Origin of the sequence: Streptomyces sp. G7(2002) (genome assembly GCF_028870195.1) — a bacterium.
Lineage (GTDB): Bacteria > Actinomycetota > Actinomycetes > Streptomycetales > Streptomycetaceae > Streptomyces > Streptomyces nigrescens.
Genome location: NZ_CP102609.1, coordinates 1,774,195 through 1,798,567 on the forward strand (window position 1 = coordinate 1,774,195; position 24,373 = coordinate 1,798,567).

Consider the following 24,373-nt stretch of genomic DNA (forward strand, 5'->3'; position numbering starts at 1 on the left):
CCAAGTGGCGGCCCCCTGCACAGACGCCCATCGGCCGCACGTCCGGGAAAAGGTGACGCACCCATGAATGACGGAACCAAGGTCCTGCTGGCCGCCGCTCTGGCCGGCGGCTATGTGCTGGGCCGCACGAAGAAGGGCCGGTTCGCCCTCACCGCGGCGTCCTATATCGCCGGGCGTCAATTCGGGCTTGAACCACGCCAGCTCGTGGCCCAGGGGATGCGCAAGCTGAGCGAGATCCCCCAGGTCGCAGAGCTGGGTGAACAGCTGCGCGGGGAGGTGCTGGACGTCGGCAAGAAGGCCTTGACGACCGCCGCCAACCGCCGTCTGTCGACGCTTGCCGACACGCTCCACGACCGTACCCACGCGCTCGAATTCGGACCGGAAGAGGAAGAAGAAGGGGAGGAAGAAGAGGGGGAATACGAGTACGACGAGGAGGAAGAGCCGGAGGAGGAAGAGGAAGAAGAGGAGGAGCCGGAGGAGGAAGAGGAGCCCGAAGAGGAGTACGACGAGGGCGAGGAGGAAGAGCCCGAGGAGGAAGAAGAAGAGGAAGAGGAGCCCGAGGAGCCGCCCCGCCGGCGTACGCCACGAGCGGCTGCGCAGAAGAAGGGCGGGCGGAAGCCGCCCGCCAAGAAGACCGCCGGGAAGAAGGCTGCGGCCGGCCGGCCGGCCGCGAAGAAGACCGCGGCGAAGAAGGCCGCGCCCGCCAAGAAGACCGCGGCCAAGAAGGCTCCTGCGAAGAAGACCGCAGCACAGAAGACGGCCAAGAAGGCACCCGCCAAGAAGGCGGCCCCGGCCAAGAAGGCGGCGGCGAAGAAAACCGCCGCGAAGAAGACGGCAGCGAAGAAGACCGCGGGAAAGAAGACCGCCGCCAAGAAGACGGCCTCCAAGGCCGCTGCCAAGAAGGCTCCTGCGAAGAAGACTGCCGCACGGAAGAAGGCAGCTCCTGCGAAGAAGAGCGCCAAGAAGACATCATCGCGCGTCGAGCGCCGGAGGTAACCGGTCATGGCCAAGACGGGACAGGACAACGCGGACTCGGGCCTCGATCGGCTGCGAGAAGAACTGGGGAGCTACGCGACGAAATGGGTGGGGAACCTGGCCGAACGGGCCGGCGACAAACTCATGGACGTGACCGGACAGCTCACCGATGTGGCCGAGAACGGCGGCTCGCTGTCCAAGATCGCGGGCAATCTTCTGGGCGGTGACTCGCCCATCAAGGCCGCCGTCAAGGGAACGGCGGAGAACGTCAAGGACACCGTCACGGGGAAGGCCAAGGAACTCTTCGGTGGCGGAAAGCGCAAATCGGGGGACCAGAAGGTCACCAACATCATCGAGGTCCTCGATGTCGGGGTGCCGCTGCGCACCGCCTACGACCACTGGACGCAGTACGAGAAGTTCAGCAGCTTCACCAAGGGCGTACGCAATGTGTCGCTGCACGACGAGACGACCAGTGACTGGAAGGCCAAGGTCGGTCCGTCGACGCGCGGCTGGAAAGCCACCGTCCAGGAGCAGGTGCCGGACGAACGCATTATCTGGACGTCCGAGGGCGCCAAGGGATCGACCCGCGGTGCCGTCAGCTTCCATGAACTGGCGCCCAATCTGACCCGCATCGTGCTGGTCGTCGAGTATTACGCCTCGGGATTCTTCGAGAAGACCGGAAATATCTGGCGCGTCCAAGGACGGCGACTGCGGCTGGACTTCAAACACTTCCAGCGCTACGTCACCCTCACCGACGAAGAGCCGGAGGGCTGGCGCGGCGAAATCCGCGAGGGCGAGGTCGTACGGACCCACGAAGAGGTCGTCGAGGAGGAAGAGGCCGAGGAGCGCGAGGGCGAGGAAGGCGAGGAGGAGGACGAGGAGTACGCCGAGGAAGGCGAGTACGAGGACGAGGACGAAGACACGGACGAAGACGAGGAAGGCGAGGAAGGCGAAGAGGAAGAGGAGGACGAGGACGGCGAATGGGATGAGGAAGAGGAAGACGAGGAGGAAGAGGAGGAATGAGTTCCGCACTCGTGAAGTCACTCGACGCGCTGGGCCGCTGGGAGCAGCTGGACACCGTCATCGGCCCGGTGCAGCGGGTGGTGCGCGGCCTGCCCCTGAGGCGCTTCCGCGATGTGCTGCACGGCCTGCCGATCGGTCATCCGCTGCACCCGGCACTGGTGCAGGTTCCGATGGGCGCATGGCTGTCCGCCGCGGTGCTGGACGTCGTCCCGGGGACCCGGCGCAGTGCCCGCCTCCTGGTGGGGGTGGGCGTCCTGGCGGCCGTACCGGCGGCATGGGCCGGCTGGGTGGACTGGGCCGAGCAGCACGAGGACCAGATGCGTACCGGCCTGGTGCATGCGGCGTCGATGGCGCTGGCCATCGGCCTGTACTCCAGGTCCTGGGTGCATCGCGGCCGCGGCGGCACCGCGCACGGCAAGCTGCTCGCGTTCGCCGGACTGTCCGCGGCCGGGGCCGGCGCCATGCTCGGCGGGCACCTCGCCTTCCGGCAGGGCGCGGGCGCCAACAAGGCGGCGCCGGTGCCGCACCTGCTGGAAGAGGGCTGGCACCCCGTGGGCAGGGTGGAGGACTTTCCGGTCGGCGAGGCCGTGCGCCGGGAGCTCGGTGAGGTACCCCTGCTGGTGGTCCGTCAGGCGGGCGGGGAGATCCATGTCCTCGCCGGGCGGTGCAGCCATCTGTCCGGGCCCCTGACGGAGGGCACCATCGCCGACGGCTGTGTGACGTGCCCCTGGCACGGCAGCGTCTTCCGGCTGGCGGACGGGGCGAATGTCGCCGGTCCGGCGACCGCTCCCCAGCCCTCCTTCCGGGTGAGCGTGGAGGGCGACGGCTCGGTTTACGTGCAGTTGCCCGGCGCGGGCTGAACCGTACGAGGGCCTGCCCAGCGGACGAGGCCTGGCGCGGACGAGGCCTGACGTGGACGAGGCCTGGCGCGGCCGCGCCGCCCGTACCACCGAGCCGCTCCGGGCAGCGCACGGCAGCCACCGCCCGACTGGCCCAACGCCCCCTCGCGGGTGCCGCGCACCACTGCGGGCCTCCCCCACCCTTGGCGGCCCGGCAGTCCATGCCGTGAGTGTGCGCGAACGCCCTGCTCAGCGGCGCGTGCGCCGGGCCCGCCGTACTCCGCGGCCCGCTACCGTCGAAGGCAGCAGGCGTTCGGCGTCCGGCCTCGCCCCGCGGGGCCGCGCCCCGTCCGTGCCGATCCGCGCCCAGTGGAAGGGCTCATCATGCGTGTGCTTCCGGCCGCTCCCTCGATCGAAGGGCTCACCGCCGTCGTCACCGGCGGCTCGCGGGGGCTCGGGCTGCTCATGGCCCGCCAGCTGCTGCGGCGCCGCTGTGATGTCGTGCTGCTGGCCCGGGACGAGGCCGAACTCGGCAGAGCCGTCGGCAAGCTGAGGCAGTGGGGCGGCGGGACGGTGCGCGCCGTGGTGTGCGATGTGCGCGACCGCGCCGCGGTGCAGGACCGCCTCGCGGAGATCGCCAGGGACCAGAACGGGCTGGACATCGTCATCGCCAACGCCGGCATCATCCAGGTCGGCCCCGCGGACGCGCTGGGCTCCGACGGTTTCGAGGAAGCGATGGACTCCGTCTTCAACGGGGCCCTGAACACCGCGCTCGCCGCCCTCCCCCACCTCCGGCGCAGCCCGGCCGGCGGCAGGCTGGCCCTCGTCGGGTCCGTCGGCGGTCTGCTGGCGGTGCCGCATCTGCTGCCGTACTCCTGCGCCAAGTCCGCGGTGGCCGCGCTGGCCGAAGGGCTGCATGCGGAGGAGGCCCCGCACGGCGTCACCGTGACCGCGGTCCACCCCGGCCTGATGCGCACCGGGTCGCATGTCCACGCCCTCTTCGGCGGGGACCGGCGCCGGGAGTACGCCTGGTTCTCGGCGCTGGCCGGGGCCCCGGTGCTGTCCATGAACGCCGAGCGGGCGGCGGAGCGCATCGTGACCGCGCTGCAGCGGCGGCGGCCCCGTATCGTGCTGACGCCGGCGGCCAGGCTCGGTGCCACGGCGCACGGGCTGGCGCCGGTGACCACCACCCGGCTGGTGTCGGCGGTCGCCCGGGTGCTGCCCCGCAACGGCGCACGCGGCACCGTCGACGGTTCGACGGTCGCCGCCGGGGAAAAGCCACCGGCCCGGCACCTTCGCGGTGTCCTCGGCGCCCTCAACGAACGGGCGGCCGACCGCTTCAACCAGCGGTGAGGGCCCGTACGTCCGGCAGTGAGGCCGCGCTTGCGGTGATGCGTGCCCGTACGGTCGCGAAGGCCGTGCTCCCGGGCGCCGGCCTCCGCCCCCGGAGCGCTCAGGTGCGGTCACACCAGGCCTTCTTGCGCCGCGGGAGAGGGGGGCGCGCCCCCGTCGGGGTAGCGGCGCCAGAAGGTCTGCAGGGTGAAGTCGGGGTCGTGGGTCTCGGTCAGCAGCCGCAGGCCGGGGCGAGCGGCAAGGACGGGGGCCAGGTCGCGGCCGGTGCGGCGGTGCTCGGGGGCAGGGTGGTTCCAGTGCACGGCGACGAGGGTGCCGCCGGGTTCGAGGCTGTCGAGGGTGCGGCCGAGGATCTCGTGCAGCGCGGTGTCGTCGAAGTAGTGGAGGAGCTCGGACAGCACGATCAGATCGAAGGTGCCGTCCGGCCACTCGTCGGGGATGGTGAGGGTGCGGACCTCCACCTGCGGCAGTGCGTGGGTGCGTTCGGCGGCGGAGACCACGGCCGAGGGCATCCGGTCGGTCGCGAGCAGCCGGTCACAGCGCTCGGCGAGCCGGGCGGTCAGCACGCCGACGGAGCAGCCGGGTTCGAATGCGGCACGGTAGCGGCGCCGGGGCAGCGAGGCGAGGGTGAGGGCGTATTTGCGCTGCTCGTACCAGCGTCCGGCGAGGTCCCAGGGGTCGACCGCGCCGGCGTACATCGCCTCGAAGTAGGCGGGCGGCGTACTCATCGGAAGACCACCTCGAACGGCCTGGTGTGGTGGGCGAGTTCCTCCGGCGGCAGGATCGCGGCGTCGCCGTCACCGTCGCCGAGCGGGTGAATCCGGCTGACGAACCGGCTGAGGGCCGCGGCCTTGCGCCGGGCCGCGCCGGCCGGCAGCAGGAGACGGGCGGCGCTGTCCCAGGGGACGCGGGGGTCGGCGGGGCGCGCCCAGTGCCACATCCGGACGGGATACATCCACAACGGCACGCCCGAGGAACGGCAGGCGGCCGCGGCCGCCCGGCCGGCGGCTTCGTGGTCGCTGTGCAGATCCCCGGTCCAGGGCGCGACGCAGAGGGCCGCGTTCACCGCGTACAGCCGTGCCGTGATCTGGTGGCGCACCGCGGTCTCGTGACGGTGCACCTGGGTGTCGGGGATGCGCAGGCGCTGCGGGCGCAGCGACGGCAGTCCGAGGTCGCCCAGGGCGTCGCGGAGTTCGGCCGCGCGGACCGCAGCGCGCCGGGCGGCGGTGAGCCGGGTGCTGTCCGGGTGGGAGCCCTCGCCGTCGGTGACGGAGAGGACCTGGACATCGGTGCCGTGCGCCGCCAGCGCGGCCATGGTGCCGCCGAAGCCCAGCACTTCGTCGTCGGGGTGTGCCGCGACGACCACGACCGGCCCGGCGGGCAGCGGCACGTCGGGCAGGCGGTCGAGGGCGGGCCAGGACGCCCAGTCCGCCTCGGGGGTGCCCACGCCGGCGGAGAAGGTCGCATCGGTCGTCACATCAGCTCCTCACCGGAGTGGTCCGGTCGCTCAACAGTCTGCGGTGATCAGCGCGCACCTCGCATTTCGGAGCAGCCCGGAGCGCGGCGGCGGAGAACGGAAAAGCGGAGCGGCCGGGTGTTTTCGCGCCGCGTTGCCGGGCACGCGAACCGGCACGACAGGAAGAGCCGACCTGTGGTGAAAGGAGAATGCACCGTGGCTGCGAGCAATTCCCCCGCCTATACCGTTCCCGGCATGACCGAGTCCGAAGGGGGAGAGGTCATCGGACGGCTGCGGCTCAGGCTGCACGCGCTCAATGACCTGGCCCTCACCCTCAAGCATGTGCACTGGAATGTCGTGGGGCCGCACTTCATCGCCGTCCACGAAATGCTCGATCCGCAAGTCGACGCGGTCCGTGCCATGGTCGACGCGACCGCGGAGCGCATCGCGACGCTCGGCGGCTCCCCGACCGGGACACCGGGCGCACTGGCCGCCGAGCGGACCTGGGAGGACTACTCCGTCGGACGGGCGCAGGCGATCGAGCACCTCGGTGCGCTGGACGTCGTCTACTCGGGGGTCATCAGGGACCATCGGGCGGCGGTGGCCGCCACCGACGGGGTCGACCCGGTGACCCAGGACCTGCTCATCGAGCATCTGCGGTCCCTGGAGCTCTTCCAGTGGTTCGTCCGGGCGCATCTGGAGAGCGCCGGCGGCACGCTCAGCACCGGTTCCGCCAACGGGCTGTCGGAGGCGGGCCACGCGGCGGCCGAGCAGGCGCGCCGGCAGCCCTGAGCGGGCGCCGCGCGGTGCGCACCCCAGGGCGCCGGCCCCGCCGTTGCACGGAAGGCGACGGCGGGGCCGCAGCGGTCAGTGTTTGAAGGTCTCCCGGCCCTTTTCCACCGCCTGCTTCATTTTCCCCATGGCCTGTTCCGCCTTGCCTCGCCTTTGGAGGCCTTTGTTTCCGAGGGCCCTCCCGGTCGTTTCCTTGGCCTTTCCCTCGACGATATGGCCGATGTTCCTGGTCTTTTTCGCGATGCCCATGTCGCGCTCCCTTCAGGGTTCTTCGGCGGGTGGCAGAAGGGTCCCGAGCGGCCCGAGATCCAAATTGAGGTCCTGCATCGTCAGCTCATATCGGGCGCAGAGTTCGACCATGCGGTCGTGCAGAATCATCAGCGTCGCGCCCAGGCGTTCCTCCTGTTCCTCGGTGAGGTCTCCGGCGTCGACCCGTTGCAGGGCCTGACGCTCCATGAGCTGGCGCAGCAGCTCGACCAGGGTGAGGACGAGCTTGATCAGGTCCCGCTCCACCGTGTCGGGGTCGGCGCTGATCCGGTGTGCCGGGCGCCGGGCCGCCGCGCTGTTCGGGGGCGGGATGTCCTGCGGTGCCGCGGGCAGCAGCCGGAAGGCCCGATGGGCCGCGTCGGCGACATCATCGAAGCGGCTGCCGGGCCGGCGGTCCTCAGCCGTCATGGTCGTCCCGTACCGAGGGTGCGAGGGCGGACCACGGGGAGGGGTTCTGTTCGCTGATGGAGACGATCAGCGCGCGCAGCGAGATACGCACGAGGTCGATGTCCGCGATGGAGAGCACGACATCACCGGTGAGGACCACACCTCCGCTGAGCAGCCGGTCCAGCAGATCGATCAGCGCGATCTGCCGGTCCGGCAGCGGTTCGTCCGTCGTTGCCGGCTGCCCGCCCGCCGGCCTCATGGCACGGCTCCCTGCTGCGGTTCGGCCTCGGGCGGCGTGGCGAAGGAGTACGGGGCCCAGGGCCCGGTGACCTCGACGCGTACGCCGGACAGTCCCTCGGCCGCCCGGGTGACATCGGCGCGGAAGCTCTCGGCGTCCCGCAGCGGCACGAGGTAGGCGTCGTTGACGACGTTCTCGCCCGGCCCGCTGGCGAGTTCGCCCTGCTGCACCCGGTGCTGGACCCGGTCGACCGCATGGCCGCGGGCGGCGGCCTCGACGCGCCGGGCGACCTCTTCGGCGTCGCGGTAGGCGTCCTCGCGGGCGTGCCGCTGCGCCTTGCGGTGGCTGAGGTAGGCCCGTCCGGGGCTCAGGCCCTCGTCCGCGGGCGGTGCGGCCGGCCGGTCGGTGGGCGCGGGCGCCTCGACGTAGATCTTGACGCCCCACTCGGTGTGCGCGGCCAGGTCCGCCAGCCGGCCGGCGAACGCCTCCTGGCGGGCATCGACCATGCGCCGCACCCGCTCGTCGTCGAGGTACACCGTCGCGAGCCGGAGCGGCAGGACCGTGGTGCGGGCGGCCAGCGCCTCGATCACCCGGTGATGGGCCCGGGCCACCGACTCCAGCCAGTCCAGATCCTCCAAGTTCGCGCGCAGCGCGGCCTCTTGGAAGTCCTGCTCGGGCACCGGGCTCACGGCGACCACCACCTCACCCCGGTCCCCCGCACGCACCAGATGGACCGGTGCCTCCGCGACTCCCGGCAGTCCGGTCAGCGCCTCCGCCAGCGATCCGTCGTCATCCCGCGCGACGGCGTACGCATAGCTGATGACCTCGGTCATGAGGTGTCCCGCCTCTTCGTACGGGAGCCGGACGCGTCCCGTTTGGTGCGTGCACCACGCGCGGGACGGCGGGCGGCACGGCGGCGCTCCTCCTCGGCCTCGCCCTCAGCCTCCTCCTCGCCCTCGTCCTCAACCTCGTCCTCCTCCTCGTCCTCGGCCGGCGGCAGTTCGTCGCCTTCGCGCAGGGCCTGGATCTCGGCGCGCAGCCGCTTGTTCTCGTCGGCGAGCGAGCGGTAGCCGTCGGACGCGCGGGACGAGAGCGAGGGGTCGTGCTCCCACCAGTCGATGCCCATCTCCTTCGCCTTGTCCACCGAGGCGACCAGCAGGCGCAGTTTGATGGTGAGCAGTTCGATGTCCAGCAGGTTGATCTGGATGTCGCCCGCGATGACGATGCCCTTGTCCAGCACCCGCTCCAAGATGTCGGCAAGGTTCGCCGAGGAGCCCTGGCCGCCGGCCGGGCCGGCCCGGGACGGGTAGTCGCCCATCCTCCTGGCGACGGGTTCGTTCACGGCCGCTGCACCTCGATTCCCGGCGTTGCGACGGGAGCGCGGGGCGGCGCTCCCGTTCCGCGGCGGCCACCGCGGTCAGATGTCGGTGCCCTGGGCATGGGCCCTGATCTCGTCCAGCCGGTCCAGCAGCTCGTCCTCCCGCCGGTCGAAGGTCTCCTCGGAGATGTCTCCCGCCAGCAGCGCTCGTTCGAGCTCGGCGAGCTCCCGCTCGACGGGTTCGGGGTCGTAGTACTCGTTCTCCGCGGCCTCCAGGGCCCGTTCCATGACCCAGGCCACGCCGCGCACCGGTGCCAGCGGAAGGGTGGCTAGTTGACTCAACAGGCCCATGGTGACTCCCTAGACGAAGCTGTAGGCGGGCAGCGGGCCCAGCAGCCGGAGGTCGAAGTCCTCCCCCAGCTCCTTGGCGAGATCCCGCTCCGCGCCGAGGAAGCTCTTCTCGTTGTCCTGTTCCACCAGGTAGGACACGCTCACGAAGTCGTTCCCGCCCGGGGGCGAGATGCGCTCCTCCCGCGCGAATCCGCGCAGCGCATCGAGGACCCCGGCGGCGAGCTGCTCCTGCCGTGCCTGCACTTCCCCGGCGACCAGTTCACCGAGGACGAGCGGGACATCCGGACTGGCATTGCCGCTTCTGATCTGCTCGTTGAGCTCTCGTGCCTGATCCGACTCCGTGAGGATCTGCCGTAGCAGCGCATCCTCGTCCTGGGCGGCCTTCAGGTGGTATTCGGCGCAACCCTCCAACGCCTCCAGCCGCTCGGTGAATTCGTCCGTCCGCTCCTTCAGGACGGCCCGTACGGCCTCGTCGTCCGTGGTCGTGAAACCGAACTGCAAGGGCAGGACCGTGCCGTCGGCCATCAGCCGTTCCTGGACGGCCTGATGTGCGCCGAGGTCGCGGCGCTTGGGACGCAGCTCCTCCGGGGAGTCGCTGACGACGGCGGACAGCTTCTTGCTCTGCACCGTACGCAGCTCGGACGGCGGGTTCCCCACTCCGTGGAGGCCTTCCAGGCGCTGCGGATGGCTGGTCGCGACGATGGAGTAGACGTAGACCGACATCGCTCATTCCTTTCGTCGCCGGGCCGGCCGACGAGCGGGCCGCTCGCGCCGCTCGGCGGGCTCCTTGTGCCTCGACTCGTGTTCCTCGTCCTCATCGCCGCCGCCCTTGAGGGCCTCGGTCACCGCTTCCGCGGCGCCGGACAGGGCGCCCTTGGCCTTGCCGTGCGAGCCGCCCTCGGTCACCTCACCGACCAGGTCGGTCAGCTGGGAGGGTGCCTTGCGGCCTGATTCCAGGTCGAGGCGGTTGCAGGCCTCGGCGAAGCGCAGGTAGGTGTCGACGCTGGCGACGACGATGCGGGCATCGATCTTGAGGATTTCGATGCCCACCAACGACACACGCACAAAGACGTCGATGACCAGACCGCGGTCCAGTATCAGATCGAGGATGTCGTAGAGGTTTCCGGAGCCTCCGCCGCCGCCTGCGGCAACGGTTCCTCCGCTTTGCGGCACCACAGTCACGGTGCCTCCCTTCACCGGCTCACTCCGGCCTTTCGGAGTGGCCGTATCGTTCGCCCGGCGAACGGTCCCGCGTGGCCTCCCGGGGCCCTATCGACGGTCGATCTGACCTCGGGTGTAGCGACGGGTGCGCTCGTACGCCACCAGTTCGCCTTCCTTGTCCAGCATCACGCGGTAGGTCGCCATCACGCTGGTGGTCCCGGGGACACGTTCCAGCTCCAGGACTTCCACGTCCGCCTGCCAGCCGTCCTCCGTCGGCTTCACCGCGGAAACGGACTCGGGAGCCCGTCCCAGCAGTTCCTTGAGCTGCTCGGCCGCGTACCGCATGGCACGTGGCGCCGAAACACGGCGGCCCGCGCGCGGCGCTTCGCTCTCACGCTCGCCGCTGCCGGTCCGGGCACTGCTGGCTCGTGTGGCGGTCTTCTTGACGGTCTTCTTGGCGGTCTTCTTACTGGACGGTCGCCGGACTCGTTCGGTCTCGTCCTGTTCGCCTGCGGCCATGTTCCCTCTCCGGAATCGGAGGCGACATGCTGCCCGCGCCACTGTAAAAGGGCGCCACTACATGATATACGGCCTGAGCTGAGCGCATCTTGGGGCGAAAGTGCCTGGTCCCGCGGGCAGCGGACCGGACACCGGCAGCGAGTGCCGCGGCCCGGTGGGCGGCGTAACGTCAGCAGTGTCCCGGGAGAGACGTCATGACGGTCTCGGCACGGGGAGACACCGGCGGGCCGGAGTGGGTCTCGATGGCGCGACGACAGCTGTGGGCAGGTGCGCGATGACCGGCGGGACCGGGTCCGGCCCGGTGGACGACCCCGTGGGCCGGGCGCTGCTGCGAGCGATGCAGGAGAGCGGGGCGTCCGCCGGCGGGGTCTATGTGCTGGCGGCCGACGCGCCGGTCCTGCAGCTGACCGTCATGAGCGGGGTGCCGGCGCCGTTCCTGGCACCGTGGGACCGCGTCGCGCTGGCAGCCCCCATCCCGGTCGCCGTCGCCACCCGCGAACAGCGCCTGGTGTGGGTGGGCGGCCAGCAGCAGATGGCCCGCGACTTCCCCCGTACGGCGGTGGCGGTGCCGTACGACTTCTCGCTGGCGGCGGCTCCGGTCAGCGGCCCGGCCGGCAGCCGGGGCGCCTTGCTGCTGCTGTGGCCCGCCGGCCATGCGCCGCGGCTGTCGGCGGAGGAACGCGGGGCGGTGGAGGCCGCGTGCGGGCGCCTGGCCGCGCTGCTGGCGGAGCTGCCCCGGTCCGACGGCTCCGGTCCGGCCGAGGCACCGCGGGTCCGCACACCGCCGCCGGTGCGGGCCGTGAGCCCGGACGAGGCGCTGGCGGCGGCCGACTACCTGGAACGGCTGCCCGGCGGCTGCTGCGCCCTCGACCTGGAGGGACGGATCACCCTGGTCACGAAGGGCGCGACGGAGCTGCTCGGCGAGAAGGGCACCCGGCTGATCGGCTCGCGCCCCTGGGAGGTCCTGCCGTGGCTGCGCGACCCGGTCTTCGAGGACCGCTACCGCGCCGCGGTGATCAGCCGCCGGCCGACGTCGTTCACCGCCAGCAGGCCACCGCACCACTGGCTCACCTTCCGGCTGTTCCCGGACGCCAGGGGCCTGAGCGTGTGGATCAGCCCGTCGGACAAGGACTACGGCCCGGTGGAGCCCGCCCCCGCCCAGGGGGAGGTGCTGCCCGTGCGGGCCGGCCAGATCTACCACGTACTGCATCTCGCGGCCGCCCTCACCGAGGCCGTCGGCACTCAGGACGTCGTCGGTCTCGTCGCCGACCAGATCGTGCCGGCGTTCGGCGCCCAAGGCATGATCATGTACGTGGCGGAGGCGGGCCGGCTGCGGACCATCGGGCATCGCGGGTACCCCGCCGAGGCGGTGGCCGCCTTCGAAGGGGTCGCCCTCGGCGCCGCCAACAGCCCCGCCGTGCACGCCCTCGCCACGGGGGAGCCCAGCTTCTTCACCTCCCCCGAGGAGATGGAACGCGATTACCCGGGGCTGCCGCGTCTGACGGGCAAGGCGGCGCGCGCCGTGCTGCCGCTGATCGTGTCCGGCCGCCCGGTCGGCTGCTGCATCCTCTCGTACACCCGGCCCCGCACCTTCAGCCTGGAGGAACGCCAGGTCCTCACCTCACTGGCGGGGCTGATCGCCCAGGCGCTGGACCGGGCCCGGCTCTACGACACCAAGCACCAGCTGGCGCACGATCTGCAGGCCGGCCTGTTGCCGCACGGGCTGCCCAAGGTGCCGGGGTTCGCCGTCGCCGCCCGTTATCTGCCGTCGACCCGCGGTATGGACATCGGCGGCGACTTCTACGATCTGATCCGCCTCGACGAGGACAGCGTCGCCGCCGTCATCGGTGATGTGCAGGGCCACAACGCGGCGGCCGCCGCCCTCATGGGGCAGGTCCGCACCGCCGTCCGCGCCTATGCCACCGCCGGTGCCGCGCCGGGCGAGGTCCTGGCCCGTACGAACCGGCTGCTGACCGATCTGGACCCGGGGCTGTTCACCAGCTGCCTGTACGTCCACATCGATCTGCGTACCCGCCGGGCGTGCCTGGCCTGCGCCGGCCACCCACCGCCGCTGCTCCGCCACCCCGGCCGGCACACCACGGTGCTGCATGTGCCGCCGGGACTGCTGCTGGGCATCGACCCCGCGGCCCGGTACTCCACCACGGAGATCACCCTGCCGCCGAAGTCCGTCCTGGCGCTCTACACCGACGGCCTGATCGAAACGCCGGGCGCCGATCCGGACCGCTCCGTCGCCGACCTCGCCGCCCGCCTCAACGACGCGCCGCCGCTGGGCCCGGACCGCCTCGCCGACGCCCTCCTGGAGAACCGGCACGGCGATGCGGACCGGCAGGACGACGTGGCGCTGATGCTGCTGGCCGCGCTGCCGGTCGGTCCGATCACTTGAGCGCGGGAATCTGACGACAAGTCACCTACACGTGTTTTGAAGGGAGTTGACGGAGGATCGGCCGGCGGAGCCCGCTCGTGCCCACCGGCACCCCGTAGTCACCGCCTCCGCTCCCCATGCCGTGCACTCGCCCCGCTCACCACCCGCCCTCCCTCGGAGCCCGCAGCGGTGCGCCGCCGCGGTGGAGGGCACGCTGGGCCCGGCTGAGGACACCGCTCGGCGTGCGGGTGCGCAGCGCCGCGCGGGCCGCGTTGGCGCCGGGGGCGCCGTGCACCCCGCCACCCGGATGTGCCCCGGCGGAGGCCAGATAGAGGCCCGCCACCGGGGTTTCCGGGCGGGCGAGACCCGGCAGCGGCCGGAACACCAGCTGCTGGTGGAGGGCGGCCGTACCGCCGTTGAGGGCTCCCCCGTACAAATTGGCGTCCATCGCCTCGAACGTGGGCGGGGCGAGAATGCGGCGCGCCTTGATCCGGGACCGGAAGCCGGGCGCGAAGCGCTCGACCTGCTCCTCCAGGCGGTCCGCCATCGCCTCCTGGTCCCCCGGGCCCCAGGCCCCGCCGATCCCGTCCTCCCCCGCATCCCCCCGGATCCGGTGAGGTACATGGGTGTAGGCCCAGGCGGCCTCGGTGCCCGGCGGGGAGCGGGTGGCATCCGCGGTGGTCATCTGGCCGAACAGGGCGAAGGGCCGGTCGGGCACCCGCCCCGCGGCGATCTGGGCGGTGAAGCGGGTGAGTTCGTCCATTCCGTCGGCCAGATGCACGGTGCCCGCGGTGGCGGCGGCCTCGGCGGTCCACGGCACCGGGCCGCCCAGCGCCCAGTCCACCTTGAAGGTGGCGAAGTCCCATTGGAAGCGCCGCAGGTCCCCGGGCAGCCGGTAAGGGAGATGCCGGGAGTCGACCAGCCGGCCGTACAGGGCGGGCACGGACACATCCGCCACCACGGCGCGGCGGCCCGGCACCGTCTCCCCGATCGCGGTACGCACCGCCACCGCGCGCCCGGAGCGTACGACGACCTCATCGACCCGCTCCCCGCAGCGCAGCACCCCGCCCCGGCGCTGCAGTCGCCGCACCAGGGCCGAGGTGAGCGACTGGGCGCCACCGGCCGGCACCGGAAAGCCGTAGCTCTGGCCGAGCATCGACATCAGCCATCCGAAGCCGCCGCTGCCCGCGGCCTCGGGGGTGAGGTCGGTGTGCAGGGCGTTGCCCGCCAGCAGCAGCCGGCCCGCCTCGCCGCGGAACTCCTCCTCACCCAGGCGCCGTACGGGCAGCAGCATCGTCCGCGCCAGCCGCAGCCCGCCAGCCCCGCGGACCCGGGCGGCGAGCCGGGCCAGGGCACGCAGCGACGGGAACGGGGTGAACAGCGCGTCGAGGAGGTCACTGCCGACGCGGTCCCAGACGCCGCACAGCTCCTGCCAGGCCGCGCCGTCGCCCGTGCCGAAGGTCTCCAGCCCCGCCGCCGTGTCGGCGGTGGTGCGCCCCAGCAGCGCGCAGCGGCCGTCGCTCAGCGGATGGGCCAGCACCTGGGGCGCATGGCTCCAGACCAGCCCCTCCTCGTACAGGTCCAGGGCGGCGATTACCGGGGAGGCGGCGGCCAGGGGATAGAACGAACTGCACAGGTCGTTGACGAAGTCGGGGTGCACCGCACGGTCGCTGCGGACCGCGCCGCCCGGCTCGTCCTGCTGCTCCAGCACCTCCACCGTCCACCCGGCGTCGGCCAGCAGGTTCGCCGCGACAAGTCCGTTGGGTCCGGCACCGATCACCACTGCGTCCGGCATCGCTGCCTCCTGTCCACCCGGCCGTGGTGCGCCCGGCCCGCCACCGGGCGGGGCGGCGGTCAGGCTCCGCTGGATGCGCGGACCGGCGCCTGTTCGGCCACTGCGGCCAGCCTGCTGAGCATGCTGCGGTGGCGCAGCTGCAACAGGAGGTCGAGGGCCCCGTTGTGCAGCCGTCCGCCGGGCCCGGCCAGCGGGTGTTCATCGATGATGACCAGGGAATCGGCGCCCCAGGGGCGTACCTCGATGGCGATCCGGGCGGTGCCCAGCCGGCCGCTGTCCACCTCGAGTTCGAGTGTGCGCGGCGGGACGCTGTGGCGGACGGTGGTGCAGCCGGTGACGTCCCAGGGCCCCAGGCGCACCGTGTATTCGAGCGTGGCGCCGACCTCCGGCCAGTTGCCGTCCTTCGGCCGGGAGCGAGCGGTGCCGACCACCCAGTCCTCGTAACGGGAGCGGTCGGCGAGTACCGCCCACAGCTCCTCGGGAGACCGCTTGATCAGCTGGTGTCGTACCGCCACGAGCCTTCCACCGCCTCACCGCATCTCGGGCGCCGGCTTCCCCACCCAGCGTAGAACGCGCCTCCGGGCCCGGCCTGCCGAGCGGTACGAGGTGCCCACGCCACGGACTCAGGCAATCAGGGCGCCCGGCGTGGCGGGCCGCTGGGGCCGGCCCCGGTCCGTGCGCAGTTGCCCCGCGGACAATTCGGGATCAAAGTAATGAATACACACGTGTTCGCACGTGCCAGATCGGAGCGGATCGTGATCATTCTCGGAATCATCCTGCTCGTTGTCGGGTTTCTGACCGGCATCGGCATTCTGTGGACCATCGGAATCATTCTCGCGGTCATCGGCGCGATCCTTTGGATCCTCGGCGCACTGGGGCATGCGGTCGCCGGCCGCAAGCACTACTACTAGCCAGGCTGCGTCGGTGGGCCCGCACGGAGTCCGGGCGGCCCCACCGACGTGTGCGGCGGCGGAATCGCTGATCCGCCGCCGCGGCGCGGTCAGGGCGTGAGGACGGTCTTGATCATGCCGTCCTCCTTCGCCTGGAAGGTCTTGTAGGCCTGCGGACCGTCCTCAAGAGGCAGGGTGTGGGTGGCGAAGCCGTCCACACCGAGGACGTCTTCGTCGTTGAGCAGGGGCATGATGTCGTCGACCCACCGTCTGACGTTGGCCTGCCCCATGCGCAGTTGGATCTGCTTGTCGAACAGGGTGAGCATCGGTACCGGGTCGACGTTCCCTCCGTAGACACCGATGAGCGAGATCGTGCCGCCGCGGCGGACCGCGTCGACCGCGGTGTTGAACGCCGTCATGCTGTCCACGCCCGCGCGGCCCATCACCTTCTCCCCCAGTGCGTCGGGCAGCAGACCGGCGAGATTCTGGGCGGCCCGCACCAGCGGAGCCCCATGGGCCTCCATGCCGACCGCCTCGATGACGGCGTCGGTGCCACGTCCGTCGGTCAGCCGGCGGATCTCCTCCGCCACATCCTTCCCGTACTCGTTCAGATCGAGGGTGTGGACGCCGCGGTCGCGGGCGCGGGCGAGGCGTTCGGGGACGAGGTCGACGCCGATGACCTTGCTCGCGCCCTTGTGCAGCGCGATCCGGGCGGCCATGTCGCCGATCGGGCCGAGACCGAGCACGGTGACCGTGCCGCCGGGGCGGACATCGGCGTAGGCGACGGACTGCCAAGCGGTGGGCAGAACGTCGGAGAGATAGACGAACCGCTGGTCCGGCGGGCCGTGCGGCACCTTCACGGGCAGCGTGTTGCCGAACGGAACCCGCAGCAACTCGGCCTGTCCGCCCGGCACTTGACCATAGAGCTTGGAGAACCCGAAGAGGGCGGCACCCATCCCCCGGTCCTTGACCTGGGTGGTCTCGCACTGCGAATGGAGCCCCTGCGCGCACATCCAGCAGGTGCCGCAGGAGACATTGAACGGCACCACCACCCGGTCACCGACGGACACGGCCGTGACCTCGGGCCCGACCTCTTCGACGAGGCCCATCGGCTCGTGGCCGAGGATGTCACCCGGATCGAGAAAGGGGCCGAGGACCTCGTAGAGGTGCAGATCCGAGCCGCAGATACCGGTGGAGGTGATACGCACGATGACGTCCGTCGGATCCTCGATCTTGGGGTCGGGGACCGTGTCCACACGTACGTCGCGCTTGCCGTGCCACGTCAGAGCTCTCATCGTCGCTCCTCAGGAAGCAGGGCGGACTCATGACGGAATCCGCCCCGCCTTGCGTCGGGCAGCCGTGACCTCAGGGGTGCCGGGCCGCCGGGTCCTCAGGGATTCTGCGGGTCGACCCCGGTGTGCGCCTCCGCGTCCCTGCCTCCGCTGGGCCTGCGCGAGGGGCCCTTGGGTCCCATGTCCCGCATGCCTTTCTCATCGGTTTCGGCAGCTCGCCGCTCGCCCGCAGCCGTCTCGCTCTTGACCTCGCTCGCCGGAGGGACCTTCTCCTGTCCGCCGGACTCCTTGCCGCGGCCCTTCTCGCCGCGATCCTTCTCGGGCGCGTACTCCTCCGGGTGGAAGGACCGGTGGGCGCTCTCGTTCTTCTGCTGCTCGGTCTGGTCGACGTCGGGCGACCAGCCGTGCTGCTCGGTTCCCTTGTGCATGCTCTGGCCCTCGCCCCTCTTCGGGTCCGAGGACTTGCGGTGTCTGGTCACTGCTGCTCCCTACGTTGCGCGTCGCCGACGGTCGCCACCGGACCACGCCCTGCGTGCGGAGCGGCGCACCGTCCTCGCCATGCGCAAAGCCTCTGGATGGACACGATGCCCATGCCGGGCCGGCTCCCACGTCGCCTGCGTCGGAGACTCCCGTACCTCCAGGCTGAAGGGCATCGGGATCATCCGCATCTCCGCCCTGCCGCGGCGGTCATCCGTGGGCCGGCGGCAGGACGGAGGCGCGACGGCGCGGCACGAGCCGGGGAGCAGCCGGGGAGCAGCCGGCGCGGTGTCGTACCGGGGAGTTACGCAGGCCGTCCCGCGCCCGCCGTGCCGGGCGCCGCATCTGCGGGAGCGCCGCGGTCGGAGCCGGGCCGTGGTGCGGGCTCCGGCTCCGGGGCGGGGACCGGCGGCGGCTGGGGCTTGGGGTGGACGGGGTCCAGCGGGCCCGGCGGGGGCGGATCCGGCACCCCGTGATCCGGCCCTCCGTGATCCGGCACCTCGCGGTCCGGCAGCTTGTGATCCGGCACCTCGTGATCCGGCCGGAGGGTCGCGACGCCCGCCGGCCGCCTGCGTACGCCGGCACGGCTTTGCCGCGCGGACCGCGCCTCCGGTGCCGCGTACTCCTCGGTGAGATCCGTCAGCAGCACGGGGTGTGCCGTCAGCATGCGCCAGCCCCTTCCGGTCGCCTCATGGTTCACGGCTGCGCGTGCCCGGTCCGCCTCTGCTCACACCTGAGCGTGGCGCCGGCCCGGGCTCCGGACCGGCGTACCCCTCCGTCAGCTGCTCAGCTCGACTTCCGGCCGGCCGGAAGAGGCGCCCGCCCCGGACGCGAGGACGACGCCCTCCGCGGTGCGCTCGGCCTCGTGCGGTGCAGGCGCGACAGTGCGCTCGGACAGCGGAAGAGGGGCCGGGATCAGGTCCTGGCTGCCCAGGAAGGCCCGGTTGACCACCCGCTCGGCGGCGTGGCCGTCGTCCCACATGCAGAAGCGGGCGCGGAACGCGGCACGCAGCTCGGCGGCCTCGGTGCCCTTCCAGCGGCCGCTGCGGAACGCCTCGATCAGCTCGTCCTCCGTGGTGGCGACGATCCCGGGGGTGTCTCCCGGCTTTCCTGACAGCAGGTCGAAGGTGACACCGCGGGAGCGGACGTAGGTCTCCCAGTCATCGGCGTAGTTGATGATCGGCCGGTCGAGGTTGGCGTAGTCGAACATGATCGACGAGTAGTCCGTGATCAGCGCGTCCGCGGCGAGGCACAGCTCCTCGACCGAGGGGTGCCGGGAGACATCGATCAGCGCACCCTGCTCCTGGAGTTCCTGCAGTTGCGGGTTCTGGCCGTAGAAGTAGTGCGTACGGACCAACAGGACGATGTCCGGGCCGAGTTCGCGGGTGATTTTCTCCAGGTCCAGCTGCGGCACATAGCCGACCTGGTAGTCGCGCACCGTCGGGGCGTAGAGAACCGCTGTGCTGCCCGGTGCGATGCCCAAGCGGTCACGGATTTCCCGTATTTCCCGGGCCCCGGTCCGGAAGAAGACGTCATTGCGCGGATAGCCGGCGTCGATCGAGGTGAAGCTGCAGGGGTAGACCCGCTCCCACTGCTCGCTGGTGTGCTGGTTCGAGGAGACCGACAGGTCCCAGCGGTCGGCGCGTTCGAGCAGCTTGTGCATGCTCATTCCCTTGGCGGCTGCCGGGTACTTCTGCTGGTCGATCCCCATCCGCTTGAGCGGAGTGCCGTGGTGGGTCTGGATATGGACCTGGCCCTTGCGCTTGACCACATCGTCGGCGAAGTTGACGTTGTTGACGAAGTACTTCGCCCGCGCCATCAATTCCCAGTAGCGCTGGGTGTTGACGACGACATGGTCCATACCGTCCGGCACCGTGTCCACGACGTCCTCGCGCACGACCCACACCCCGTGCAGATGCGGGGCCAGCTCCTTGGCCTTTTCGTAGACCGCGAGCGGATTGCAGGACGGAGTGCGGTTCCAGTAGGCGCTGAAGACAGCGAGATTCTGGTCGATGGGGCGCTTCAGCTCCATCCGGTAGAAGCGCGTCGAGGCCCGCTTGCTCATCGCACGCTGGGCCTTGCGCAAACGCTGCTGCCCGCGCTGCCGGGTACGGCTCACCAGGTTCAGGGCCTGGAACACACGGTACGAACCGCGTTCCAGCGCCTGGAACTGCAGGGCGTCGACCTCCGGGGGCGGGGTGAATCCGGCGGGCTTGTGCCGCCGGTACATCGCCACGGAACGACGGAAGAACTCCGGACGGTCCTGGACGACCACCCGGCTCTCGCGCGCGCCGGTGAACAGGAAGTGGCTGACCATACGCTCGAAGAACAGCGGCCGCAGATGATCGAGGTCCGGCCGGCCGTCGAGAAAGTCGAAGAGCCGCTGGTACTGCTCGAATATCGTGAAGTGCTTCCGGCCCGGCGTCTTCATGGAATTGCCGTGACGGCGCTGGCGGTATTCCACACAGGCGTGGTCCAGGCACACGGCCCGCTCGGCGGTGAGCATGGTCGTGTAGACCATCAGGGCGTCCTCGTAGAGCCCGTCGGTGTACCGGAAGCCGTTGTCCACGAAGAAGTCCCGCCGGAACGCCCGGTTCCACACCACCGCGAACATATGCAGGAACTCGGTGCGCTCGGCGGGCTTGAAGACGTCCGCCCCGGCCTCGGCGAGGAGTTCCCGGACGGCACTCGGCTTGACCGCGTGCCACCAGTAGGTCCGCACATGATCGAAGAGCAGGAGGTCCGGGTCCTCCGACGCCCCCAGACGGTCGGCCATGGCCCGCAGCGCGCCCGGGGTATAGGTGTCATCACTGTCGAGGAACAGCAGGTAGTCCCCGCGCGCCCGCTCCACGCCCGTGTTCCGGGCCGCGCCGATGCCGCCGTTCTCCTCGTGGCGCACGTGGATCACCCGCGGGTCGCGGGCGGCGAACTCCGCCAGGATCTCGCCGCTGCGGTCCGGCGAGCAGTCGTCGACCGCGATGACCTCGAAGTCGGTGAAGTCCTGCGCCAGCAAAGAGTCCAGGCACGCACGGAGATAGCCCTGCACGTGGTAAACCGGAACGATGATGCTGAAGCGCGGGGCGGATCTGAGGCCCGTCTCGGGCATGGCGGCGGTGCTCCTCGAAGGTGTCGGCCTCAAGACGAAGGCCTGAAGTTTTCGTGACGGGGAGTGGGACAGCCGACGCCCCCAAAGGGTTGTGCCCCACCTGCACAAAATCCCTGTTGTACCCCTCACACGACATCCCGGGCCTGTCGTACACATCAGCCCGCCCACCTGCCGCGGGGCACGGACCGCTCAGCCCGGTGACGCGGCCACTCGCCCCCTCCGCAGCACGCCCACACCCCGCCCTAAGCTCAATTCCTGCCCGATTCCGGGCAGAAAAGTAGATGTTTCGCGACTCCCGACATAGGGTCGGCGTCCATGATCGCCATGGACGCCTTGTGGGCTTTCGCTCTGATGGTGGGACTGCTCACCCTCACCCCCGGCCTGGACACCGCGCTCATCCTGCGCACTGCCGCCCTCGGGAACCGTCGTCGCGCCTGGGGCGTGGTCCTCGGAATCCAGAGCGGCACCCTGGTCTGGGGCGTACTCACCTCGCTCGGCATCACCGCGCTGCTGACCGCCTCTCACCTCGCCTACGAGACGCTGCGTTGGGCCGGGGCCGCGTATCTGGTGTGGATGGGCGGCAGGCTGTTGTGGGGCACCTGGCGCCGCGACGCGGTCGACGAGTACCCGGAGCCGACCGGGAGCGACACCGAGGACAAGACCGGGAAAGGCACCGAAGACACCCTGCTCGGCGGCTGGCGCCAGGGCCTGGCGACCAATCTCCTCAACCCGAAGATGGGCGCCTTCTACGTCGCGGTGCTCCCGCAGTTCATCCCCGCTGACGCCTCGCATCTCACTGCGGGCGTACTCCTGGCCGGTGTGCACATCCTTCTGGCCGTCATATGGGCCTGCGCGCTGATCACCCTCGCGCGGGTGTTCCGGGACCGCCTGCAACGGCCCTCCGCGGGCCGCCGGCGTCTCCACGACCTCCGGCACACGAACGATCGAGGCACAGCGAGGCATGAGGCTGTCGCGGCAAATCGCGACATGAGGCCGGTGTCAGGTCTCAGGTGTCAGGTGTCAGGTGTCAGGTGTCAGGTGTCAGCCTCTGCCGACCGGCGCCGCCACCCCCGAACAGGCAACCAGCTCACCCGAAGCGAAAGGACCCACACATGAGCTCGCTCCCCACCCGCACGGAGGCCGTGGTCTTCGACTGTGACGGCCTGCTGGTCGACACCGAACCCTGCTGGACCATCGCGGAAACGGCCCTTTTCGCCGCGCACGGCCACACCTTCGGCCCCGAACAGAAGGCGCTGGTCATCGGCCGTACCGTGGAGGCCGCGGCAGAGGCCATGGCGGACTACTTCGGACGCCCCGGAGCCGGTCCCGAACTCGCCGCCGAACTCCTGGAACGGGTCCGCAAGGAGCTGGCCCACGGCGCCGCCGCCCTCCCCGGCGCAACGGAGCTGGTGCGCGCCTGCCGGACCGCCGTGCCCATAGCCGTCGCCAGCAACAGCCCCCGGGAACTGCTGGACACAGCACTGGAATCGGCCGGCCTCGCCCCCTACATCACCCACTCGTTCGCCGCCGACGAGGTGCACTCCCCCAAGCCCGCACCAGACCTCTACCTCACGGCATGTGAGGCACTCGGTGCGGCCCCGAAGCGTTCCGTCGCCTTCGAGGACTCGGCCACGGGCATCTCCGCGGCACGTGCCGCCGGACTCTATGTCGCGGTCGTACCGTCCCTTCCCGGGACCGGCCTCGACCACGACTGGCTGGGCACCAGCCTGGGCGACCCCGAATTGCTGGGCTGGGCCAGGGAACTGGGGTAGACCCCTGCCGGCTGAACCACCGCTTCGTAGCCCGGCCCGACCCGCCGATGCCCGGCCCTCGGCCGAACCGCGCTGAGGGAGACGGCTCCCCACCTCGCCGTCCCGGAGGATGCTCAGTCGATACAGAACTCGTTGCCCTCGATGTCCTGCATCACGATGCACGAGTCGTTGCCGTCATACAGCAGCTGCACGCGTACCGCGCCGAGCGGGACCAGGCGTGTGCACTCGGCTTCGAGTGCGGCGAGGCGCTCTTCACCCACGAGCCCGGTGCCGACCCGCACGTCAAGATGCAGCCGATTCTTGACGACCTTGCCTTCGGGAACGCGCTGAAAGTACAGCCGCGGGCCCACACCCGAGGGATCAATGCAGGCGGACCATGAACCCTGATCCTCGGGCGGCAGCGAGCGGTGGAAATCGTCCCAAGTGGCGAACCCCTCCGGTGGCGGGGGTACGACGTACCCCAACACCTCGCACCAAAAACGAGCGAGGCGCTCAGGTTCCGCGCAGTCGAAGGTGACCTGGAACTGCTTGATCGATGGCATCGGCGCACCCTAGCAGGGGGACCCTGTCGCTCAATTGCCGCTGTGGATCTGCCTGTTGACGGGAGGATGGCCCTGCGAGCCGTTCCCGACGGCAGCCTGCCGACCCGGGTCCGCGCCTACGGAGAAGACGCTCCCGGGTCGGGACCGGAACCGCACCAACGAGACCGACCTCGGCGACGTGGTCCGGCAGGGCGGTCTCTCCTCGGTCGCCGGAACCGGACCCGCGCTCGGTATCGGCAAAGTCGTCGGCGGAATGCGGGGAGCCGTGCTCGGCGGAGGCGTCGGTAGCGTCGTCGGCGGGCTGGCGGTCGACGGCCAGAAAGGGGGACAGGGTCTGGGCGCTGCACTCCTCCGCAATGCCGCGGCGGGCGCCCTCCTCAGCCCGAGCCGGGACGAGCTGCGTTCCCTCCTGGACGGCACGGCATCCGGTCACGAAATGCTGCTCCTGGCTCTCTCCGGTGGCGCCTGCGCGGGCTACGCCGCGCTCGCCCTCCGGGAGGGCACCTCCCTGCGCCCTTTCCACGCCGACCTCATCGCGCGCCGGTCCCACATGCTGCGGGCACGCGTCACCAGCGCCGGCGCGAGCCTGCACTTCCCTCGCCCCGGGCGCACCGACGGACCGAAACGCCACCGCCGGCTCCGCCCCACCCTCCGGCTGACCGCGCCGAGCGGCGGCCGGGACCTGTACATCGACCGCTGTCTGGACCCCGTACCTCTCGCAGAAGTGCTGGAGAACCGGTCGGGATGGCTGTACTGGAGGCCGCGGCCCGACGGACAGCCGGGGTGGTCGGAGCCGGCCCTGCTCGTCCTCGACGCCGGCCGGTTCGTGGTGGGCGCCACGCCCGGCGGACCGGTTCCGGACGGGCACGCGGGTGCACCGGGCGGCGCATCGGTCACCCGGTCGCTCCCCAGCCCGGAACCGACCCGCGCGGTTGGGCCGTACGTGGTGTGGCAGCCACACGTCCACAGGCCGGGCCTGCTCGCCTTCGCCGTCGGCTACCTGTCCGTATGCCTCATCGCCGCCGGCATCGGTTACGGGAACGGGACGGTCTTGGGTCTGTGCCTGGCGACCACCGTGCTCGGGCCGGCCCTCGGTCTGCTGCTGATCGCCCGTCGGCGCAGCACCTGCCTGCGAAGCCTGCCGCGCCCCTGAGGGACCGAGCCCCCTCGACTCCCCCGCGTGAACACCACACGCAGCAAAACGACACCCGTACGTAACAATGCCCCCGGCACGTTCACGGTCCGATACTGGAACCACCGGGCCCCGTCGCGTCCGAGGCCGCGCGGGACGTACCTGGCAGCCCATCAGGAGAGTCAGCATGAAGTCGGCATCCGTACTGTCAGACCCCTTCCCCCGCCGCCCGGAGACCGCCAAGATCAATAGCTATGCATCACCACAGCCTGACCTGGGAAAACGCCGGTCAGCGACCTGATTGC

27 protein-coding genes and 1 pseudogene are annotated in these 24,373 nt (G+C 70.9%); 10 read left to right on the forward strand and 18 right to left on the reverse strand.

What is annotated here, in order from left to right; genetic code table 11:
- The first annotated feature begins 63 nt into the window (after positions 1-63).
- The 4 genes from NUT86_RS06790 to NUT86_RS06805 all read left to right on the forward strand — a co-directional run bounded on the left by NUT86_RS06790 (position 64) and on the right by NUT86_RS06805 (position 4,190).
- On the forward strand, positions 64-996 hold the full coding sequence (locus NUT86_RS06790; protein ID WP_274734121.1) for a histone H1-like repetitive region-containing protein: 933 nt from the start codon (positions 64-66) through the stop codon (positions 994-996).
- 6 nt (positions 997-1,002) lie between these two features.
- Positions 1,003-1,998 carry an SRPBCC family protein gene (locus tag NUT86_RS06795; RefSeq protein WP_159490583.1) on the forward strand — a complete coding sequence of 332 codons (996 nt, stop codon included), beginning with the start codon at positions 1,003-1,005 and terminating at the stop codon, positions 1,996-1,998.
- Positions 1,995-2,858, forward strand: a complete 864-nt coding sequence (locus tag NUT86_RS06800) for a Rieske 2Fe-2S domain-containing protein (RefSeq protein WP_274734124.1) — start codon at positions 1,995-1,997, stop codon at positions 2,856-2,858. The genes NUT86_RS06795 and NUT86_RS06800 overlap by 4 nt, the downstream gene beginning before the upstream one ends.
- A gap of 363 nt (positions 2,859-3,221) precedes the next feature.
- Entirely contained in the window at positions 3,222-4,190 is a 969-nt protein-coding gene (locus tag NUT86_RS06805) for an SDR family NAD(P)-dependent oxidoreductase (RefSeq protein ID WP_274734126.1), read from the forward strand.
- A gap of 110 nt (positions 4,191-4,300) precedes the next feature.
- Here NUT86_RS06805 and NUT86_RS06810 read toward each other — a convergent pair whose 3' ends face one another.
- Together NUT86_RS06810 and NUT86_RS06815 are read right to left on the reverse strand one after the other, a co-directional pair.
- On the reverse strand, positions 4,301-4,918 hold the full coding sequence (locus NUT86_RS06810) for an SAM-dependent methyltransferase (protein WP_159490577.1): 618 nt from the start codon (positions 4,916-4,918) through the stop codon (positions 4,301-4,303).
- A complete protein-coding gene (locus NUT86_RS06815; protein WP_274734130.1) occupies positions 4,915-5,667 on the reverse strand; it encodes a PIG-L deacetylase family protein in 753 nt (250 codons plus the stop codon). The genes NUT86_RS06810 and NUT86_RS06815 overlap by 4 nt, the downstream gene beginning before the upstream one ends.
- A 234-nt stretch (positions 5,668-5,901) precedes the next feature.
- Here NUT86_RS06815 and NUT86_RS06820 point away from each other — a divergent pair, with 234 nt between their 5' ends.
- On the forward strand, positions 5,902-6,438 hold the full coding sequence (locus NUT86_RS06820) for a Dps family protein (RefSeq protein ID WP_093638985.1): 537 nt from the start codon (positions 5,902-5,904) through the stop codon (positions 6,436-6,438).
- Positions 6,439-6,513: 75 nt separating this feature from the next.
- Here the strand turns inward: NUT86_RS06820 and NUT86_RS06825 are convergent, their stop codons facing one another.
- From NUT86_RS06825 to NUT86_RS06865, 9 genes are all read right to left on the reverse strand, one after another.
- The gene (locus NUT86_RS06825; protein ID WP_018090737.1) at positions 6,514-6,687 is read right to left on the reverse strand and encodes a CsbD family protein; all 174 of its coding nucleotides are present in this window, start codon (positions 6,685-6,687) and stop codon (positions 6,514-6,516) included.
- A gap of 12 nt (positions 6,688-6,699) precedes the next feature.
- The gene (locus NUT86_RS06830; RefSeq protein ID WP_109888221.1) at positions 6,700-7,113 is read right to left on the reverse strand and encodes a gas vesicle protein K; all 414 of its coding nucleotides are present in this window, start codon (positions 7,111-7,113) and stop codon (positions 6,700-6,702) included.
- Positions 7,103-7,351: a gas vesicle protein gene (locus NUT86_RS06835; protein ID WP_018090739.1), complete on the reverse strand. Its 249-nt coding sequence runs from the start codon at positions 7,349-7,351 to the stop codon at positions 7,103-7,105. The genes NUT86_RS06830 and NUT86_RS06835 overlap by 11 nt, the downstream gene beginning before the upstream one ends.
- On the reverse strand, positions 7,348-8,163 hold the full coding sequence (locus NUT86_RS06840; protein WP_274734135.1) for a GvpL/GvpF family gas vesicle protein: 816 nt from the start codon (positions 8,161-8,163) through the stop codon (positions 7,348-7,350). Before NUT86_RS06840 ends, NUT86_RS06835 begins: the two co-directional genes overlap by 4 nt.
- Positions 8,160-8,648 (reverse strand): gas vesicle protein, encoded by a 489-nt coding sequence (locus NUT86_RS06845; RefSeq protein ID WP_159492237.1) that lies wholly within the window; start codon positions 8,646-8,648, stop codon positions 8,160-8,162. The genes NUT86_RS06840 and NUT86_RS06845 overlap by 4 nt, the downstream gene beginning before the upstream one ends.
- 99 nt (positions 8,649-8,747) lie before the next feature.
- Positions 8,748-8,999 carry a gas vesicle protein GvpG gene (locus tag NUT86_RS06850; protein WP_018090742.1) on the reverse strand — a complete coding sequence of 84 codons (252 nt, stop codon included), beginning with the start codon at positions 8,997-8,999 and terminating at the stop codon, positions 8,748-8,750.
- Positions 9,000-9,008: 9 nt separating this feature from the next.
- Positions 9,009-9,722: a GvpL/GvpF family gas vesicle protein gene (locus NUT86_RS06855; RefSeq protein WP_159490571.1), complete on the reverse strand. Its 714-nt coding sequence runs from the start codon at positions 9,720-9,722 to the stop codon at positions 9,009-9,011.
- A gap of 3 nt (positions 9,723-9,725) precedes the next feature.
- Positions 9,726-10,181 carry a gas vesicle structural protein GvpA gene (locus NUT86_RS06860; protein WP_109895981.1) on the reverse strand — a complete coding sequence of 152 codons (456 nt, stop codon included), beginning with the start codon at positions 10,179-10,181 and terminating at the stop codon, positions 9,726-9,728.
- Positions 10,182-10,268: 87 nt separating this feature from the next.
- On the reverse strand, positions 10,269-10,679 hold the full coding sequence (locus tag NUT86_RS06865; protein ID WP_093638747.1) for a gas vesicle protein GvpO: 411 nt from the start codon (positions 10,677-10,679) through the stop codon (positions 10,269-10,271).
- Between the two features lie 274 nt (positions 10,680-10,953).
- On the opposite strand from NUT86_RS06865, the gene NUT86_RS06870 reads away from it, so the two are divergent.
- The gene (locus NUT86_RS06870; protein ID WP_274734139.1) at positions 10,954-13,083 is read left to right on the forward strand and encodes a SpoIIE family protein phosphatase; all 2,130 of its coding nucleotides are present in this window, start codon (positions 10,954-10,956) and stop codon (positions 13,081-13,083) included.
- Positions 13,084-13,219: 136 nt separating this feature from the next.
- On the opposite strand, the gene NUT86_RS06875 is transcribed toward NUT86_RS06870, so the two are convergent.
- The gene (locus tag NUT86_RS06875; protein ID WP_159490567.1) at positions 13,220-14,857 is read right to left on the reverse strand and encodes a phytoene desaturase family protein; all 1,638 of its coding nucleotides are present in this window, start codon (positions 14,855-14,857) and stop codon (positions 13,220-13,222) included.
- Positions 14,858-14,916: 59 nt separating this feature from the next.
- Entirely contained in the window at positions 14,917-15,372 is a 456-nt protein-coding gene (locus tag NUT86_RS06880; RefSeq protein WP_018090748.1) for an SRPBCC family protein, read from the reverse strand.
- 240 nt (positions 15,373-15,612) lie between these two features.
- Between NUT86_RS06880 and NUT86_RS06885 the strand changes: the two genes are divergently transcribed.
- Positions 15,613-15,768, forward strand: a complete 156-nt coding sequence (locus tag NUT86_RS06885) for a DUF6131 family protein (protein WP_086021831.1) — start codon at positions 15,613-15,615, stop codon at positions 15,766-15,768.
- A gap of 89 nt (positions 15,769-15,857) precedes the next feature.
- On the opposite strand, the gene NUT86_RS06890 is transcribed toward NUT86_RS06885, so the two are convergent.
- From NUT86_RS06890 to NUT86_RS06905, 4 genes are all read right to left on the reverse strand, one after another.
- Entirely contained in the window at positions 15,858-17,042 is a 1,185-nt protein-coding gene (locus tag NUT86_RS06890; RefSeq protein ID WP_148592863.1) for a zinc-dependent alcohol dehydrogenase, read from the reverse strand.
- A 95-nt stretch (positions 17,043-17,137) separates the two neighbouring features.
- Entirely contained in the window at positions 17,138-17,518 is a 381-nt protein-coding gene (locus tag NUT86_RS06895; protein WP_148592865.1) for a hypothetical protein, read from the reverse strand.
- A gap of 302 nt (positions 17,519-17,820) precedes the next feature.
- On the reverse strand, positions 17,821-18,183 hold the full coding sequence (locus tag NUT86_RS06900; protein ID WP_274734144.1) for a hypothetical protein: 363 nt from the start codon (positions 18,181-18,183) through the stop codon (positions 17,821-17,823).
- Positions 18,184-18,294: 111 nt separating this feature from the next.
- Positions 18,295-20,622 (reverse strand): bifunctional glycosyltransferase/CDP-glycerol:glycerophosphate glycerophosphotransferase, encoded by a 2,328-nt coding sequence (locus NUT86_RS06905; protein WP_274734146.1) that lies wholly within the window; start codon positions 20,620-20,622, stop codon positions 18,295-18,297.
- Between the two features lie 315 nt (positions 20,623-20,937).
- Between NUT86_RS06905 and NUT86_RS06910 the strand changes: the two are divergent.
- Together NUT86_RS06910 and NUT86_RS06915 are read left to right on the forward strand one after the other, a co-directional pair.
- Positions 20,938-21,534 (forward strand): annotated as a pseudogene (locus NUT86_RS06910) (LysE family translocator); the annotation flags it as partial.
- Between the two features lie 200 nt (positions 21,535-21,734).
- A complete protein-coding gene (locus NUT86_RS06915; RefSeq protein ID WP_190076371.1) occupies positions 21,735-22,394 on the forward strand; it encodes an HAD family hydrolase in 660 nt (219 codons plus the stop codon).
- Between the two features lie 113 nt (positions 22,395-22,507).
- On the opposite strand, the gene NUT86_RS06920 is transcribed toward NUT86_RS06915, so the two are convergent.
- Complete coding sequence (locus NUT86_RS06920) at positions 22,508-22,936, reverse strand: VOC family protein (protein WP_274734149.1); 429 nt, start codon at positions 22,934-22,936, stop codon at positions 22,508-22,510.
- Positions 22,937-22,991: 55 nt separating this feature from the next.
- Between NUT86_RS06920 and NUT86_RS06925 the strand changes: the two genes are divergently transcribed.
- Positions 22,992-24,089: a hypothetical protein gene (locus NUT86_RS06925; RefSeq protein WP_274734150.1), complete on the forward strand. Its 1,098-nt coding sequence runs from the start codon at positions 22,992-22,994 to the stop codon at positions 24,087-24,089.
- Positions 24,090-24,373 lie beyond the last annotated feature (284 nt).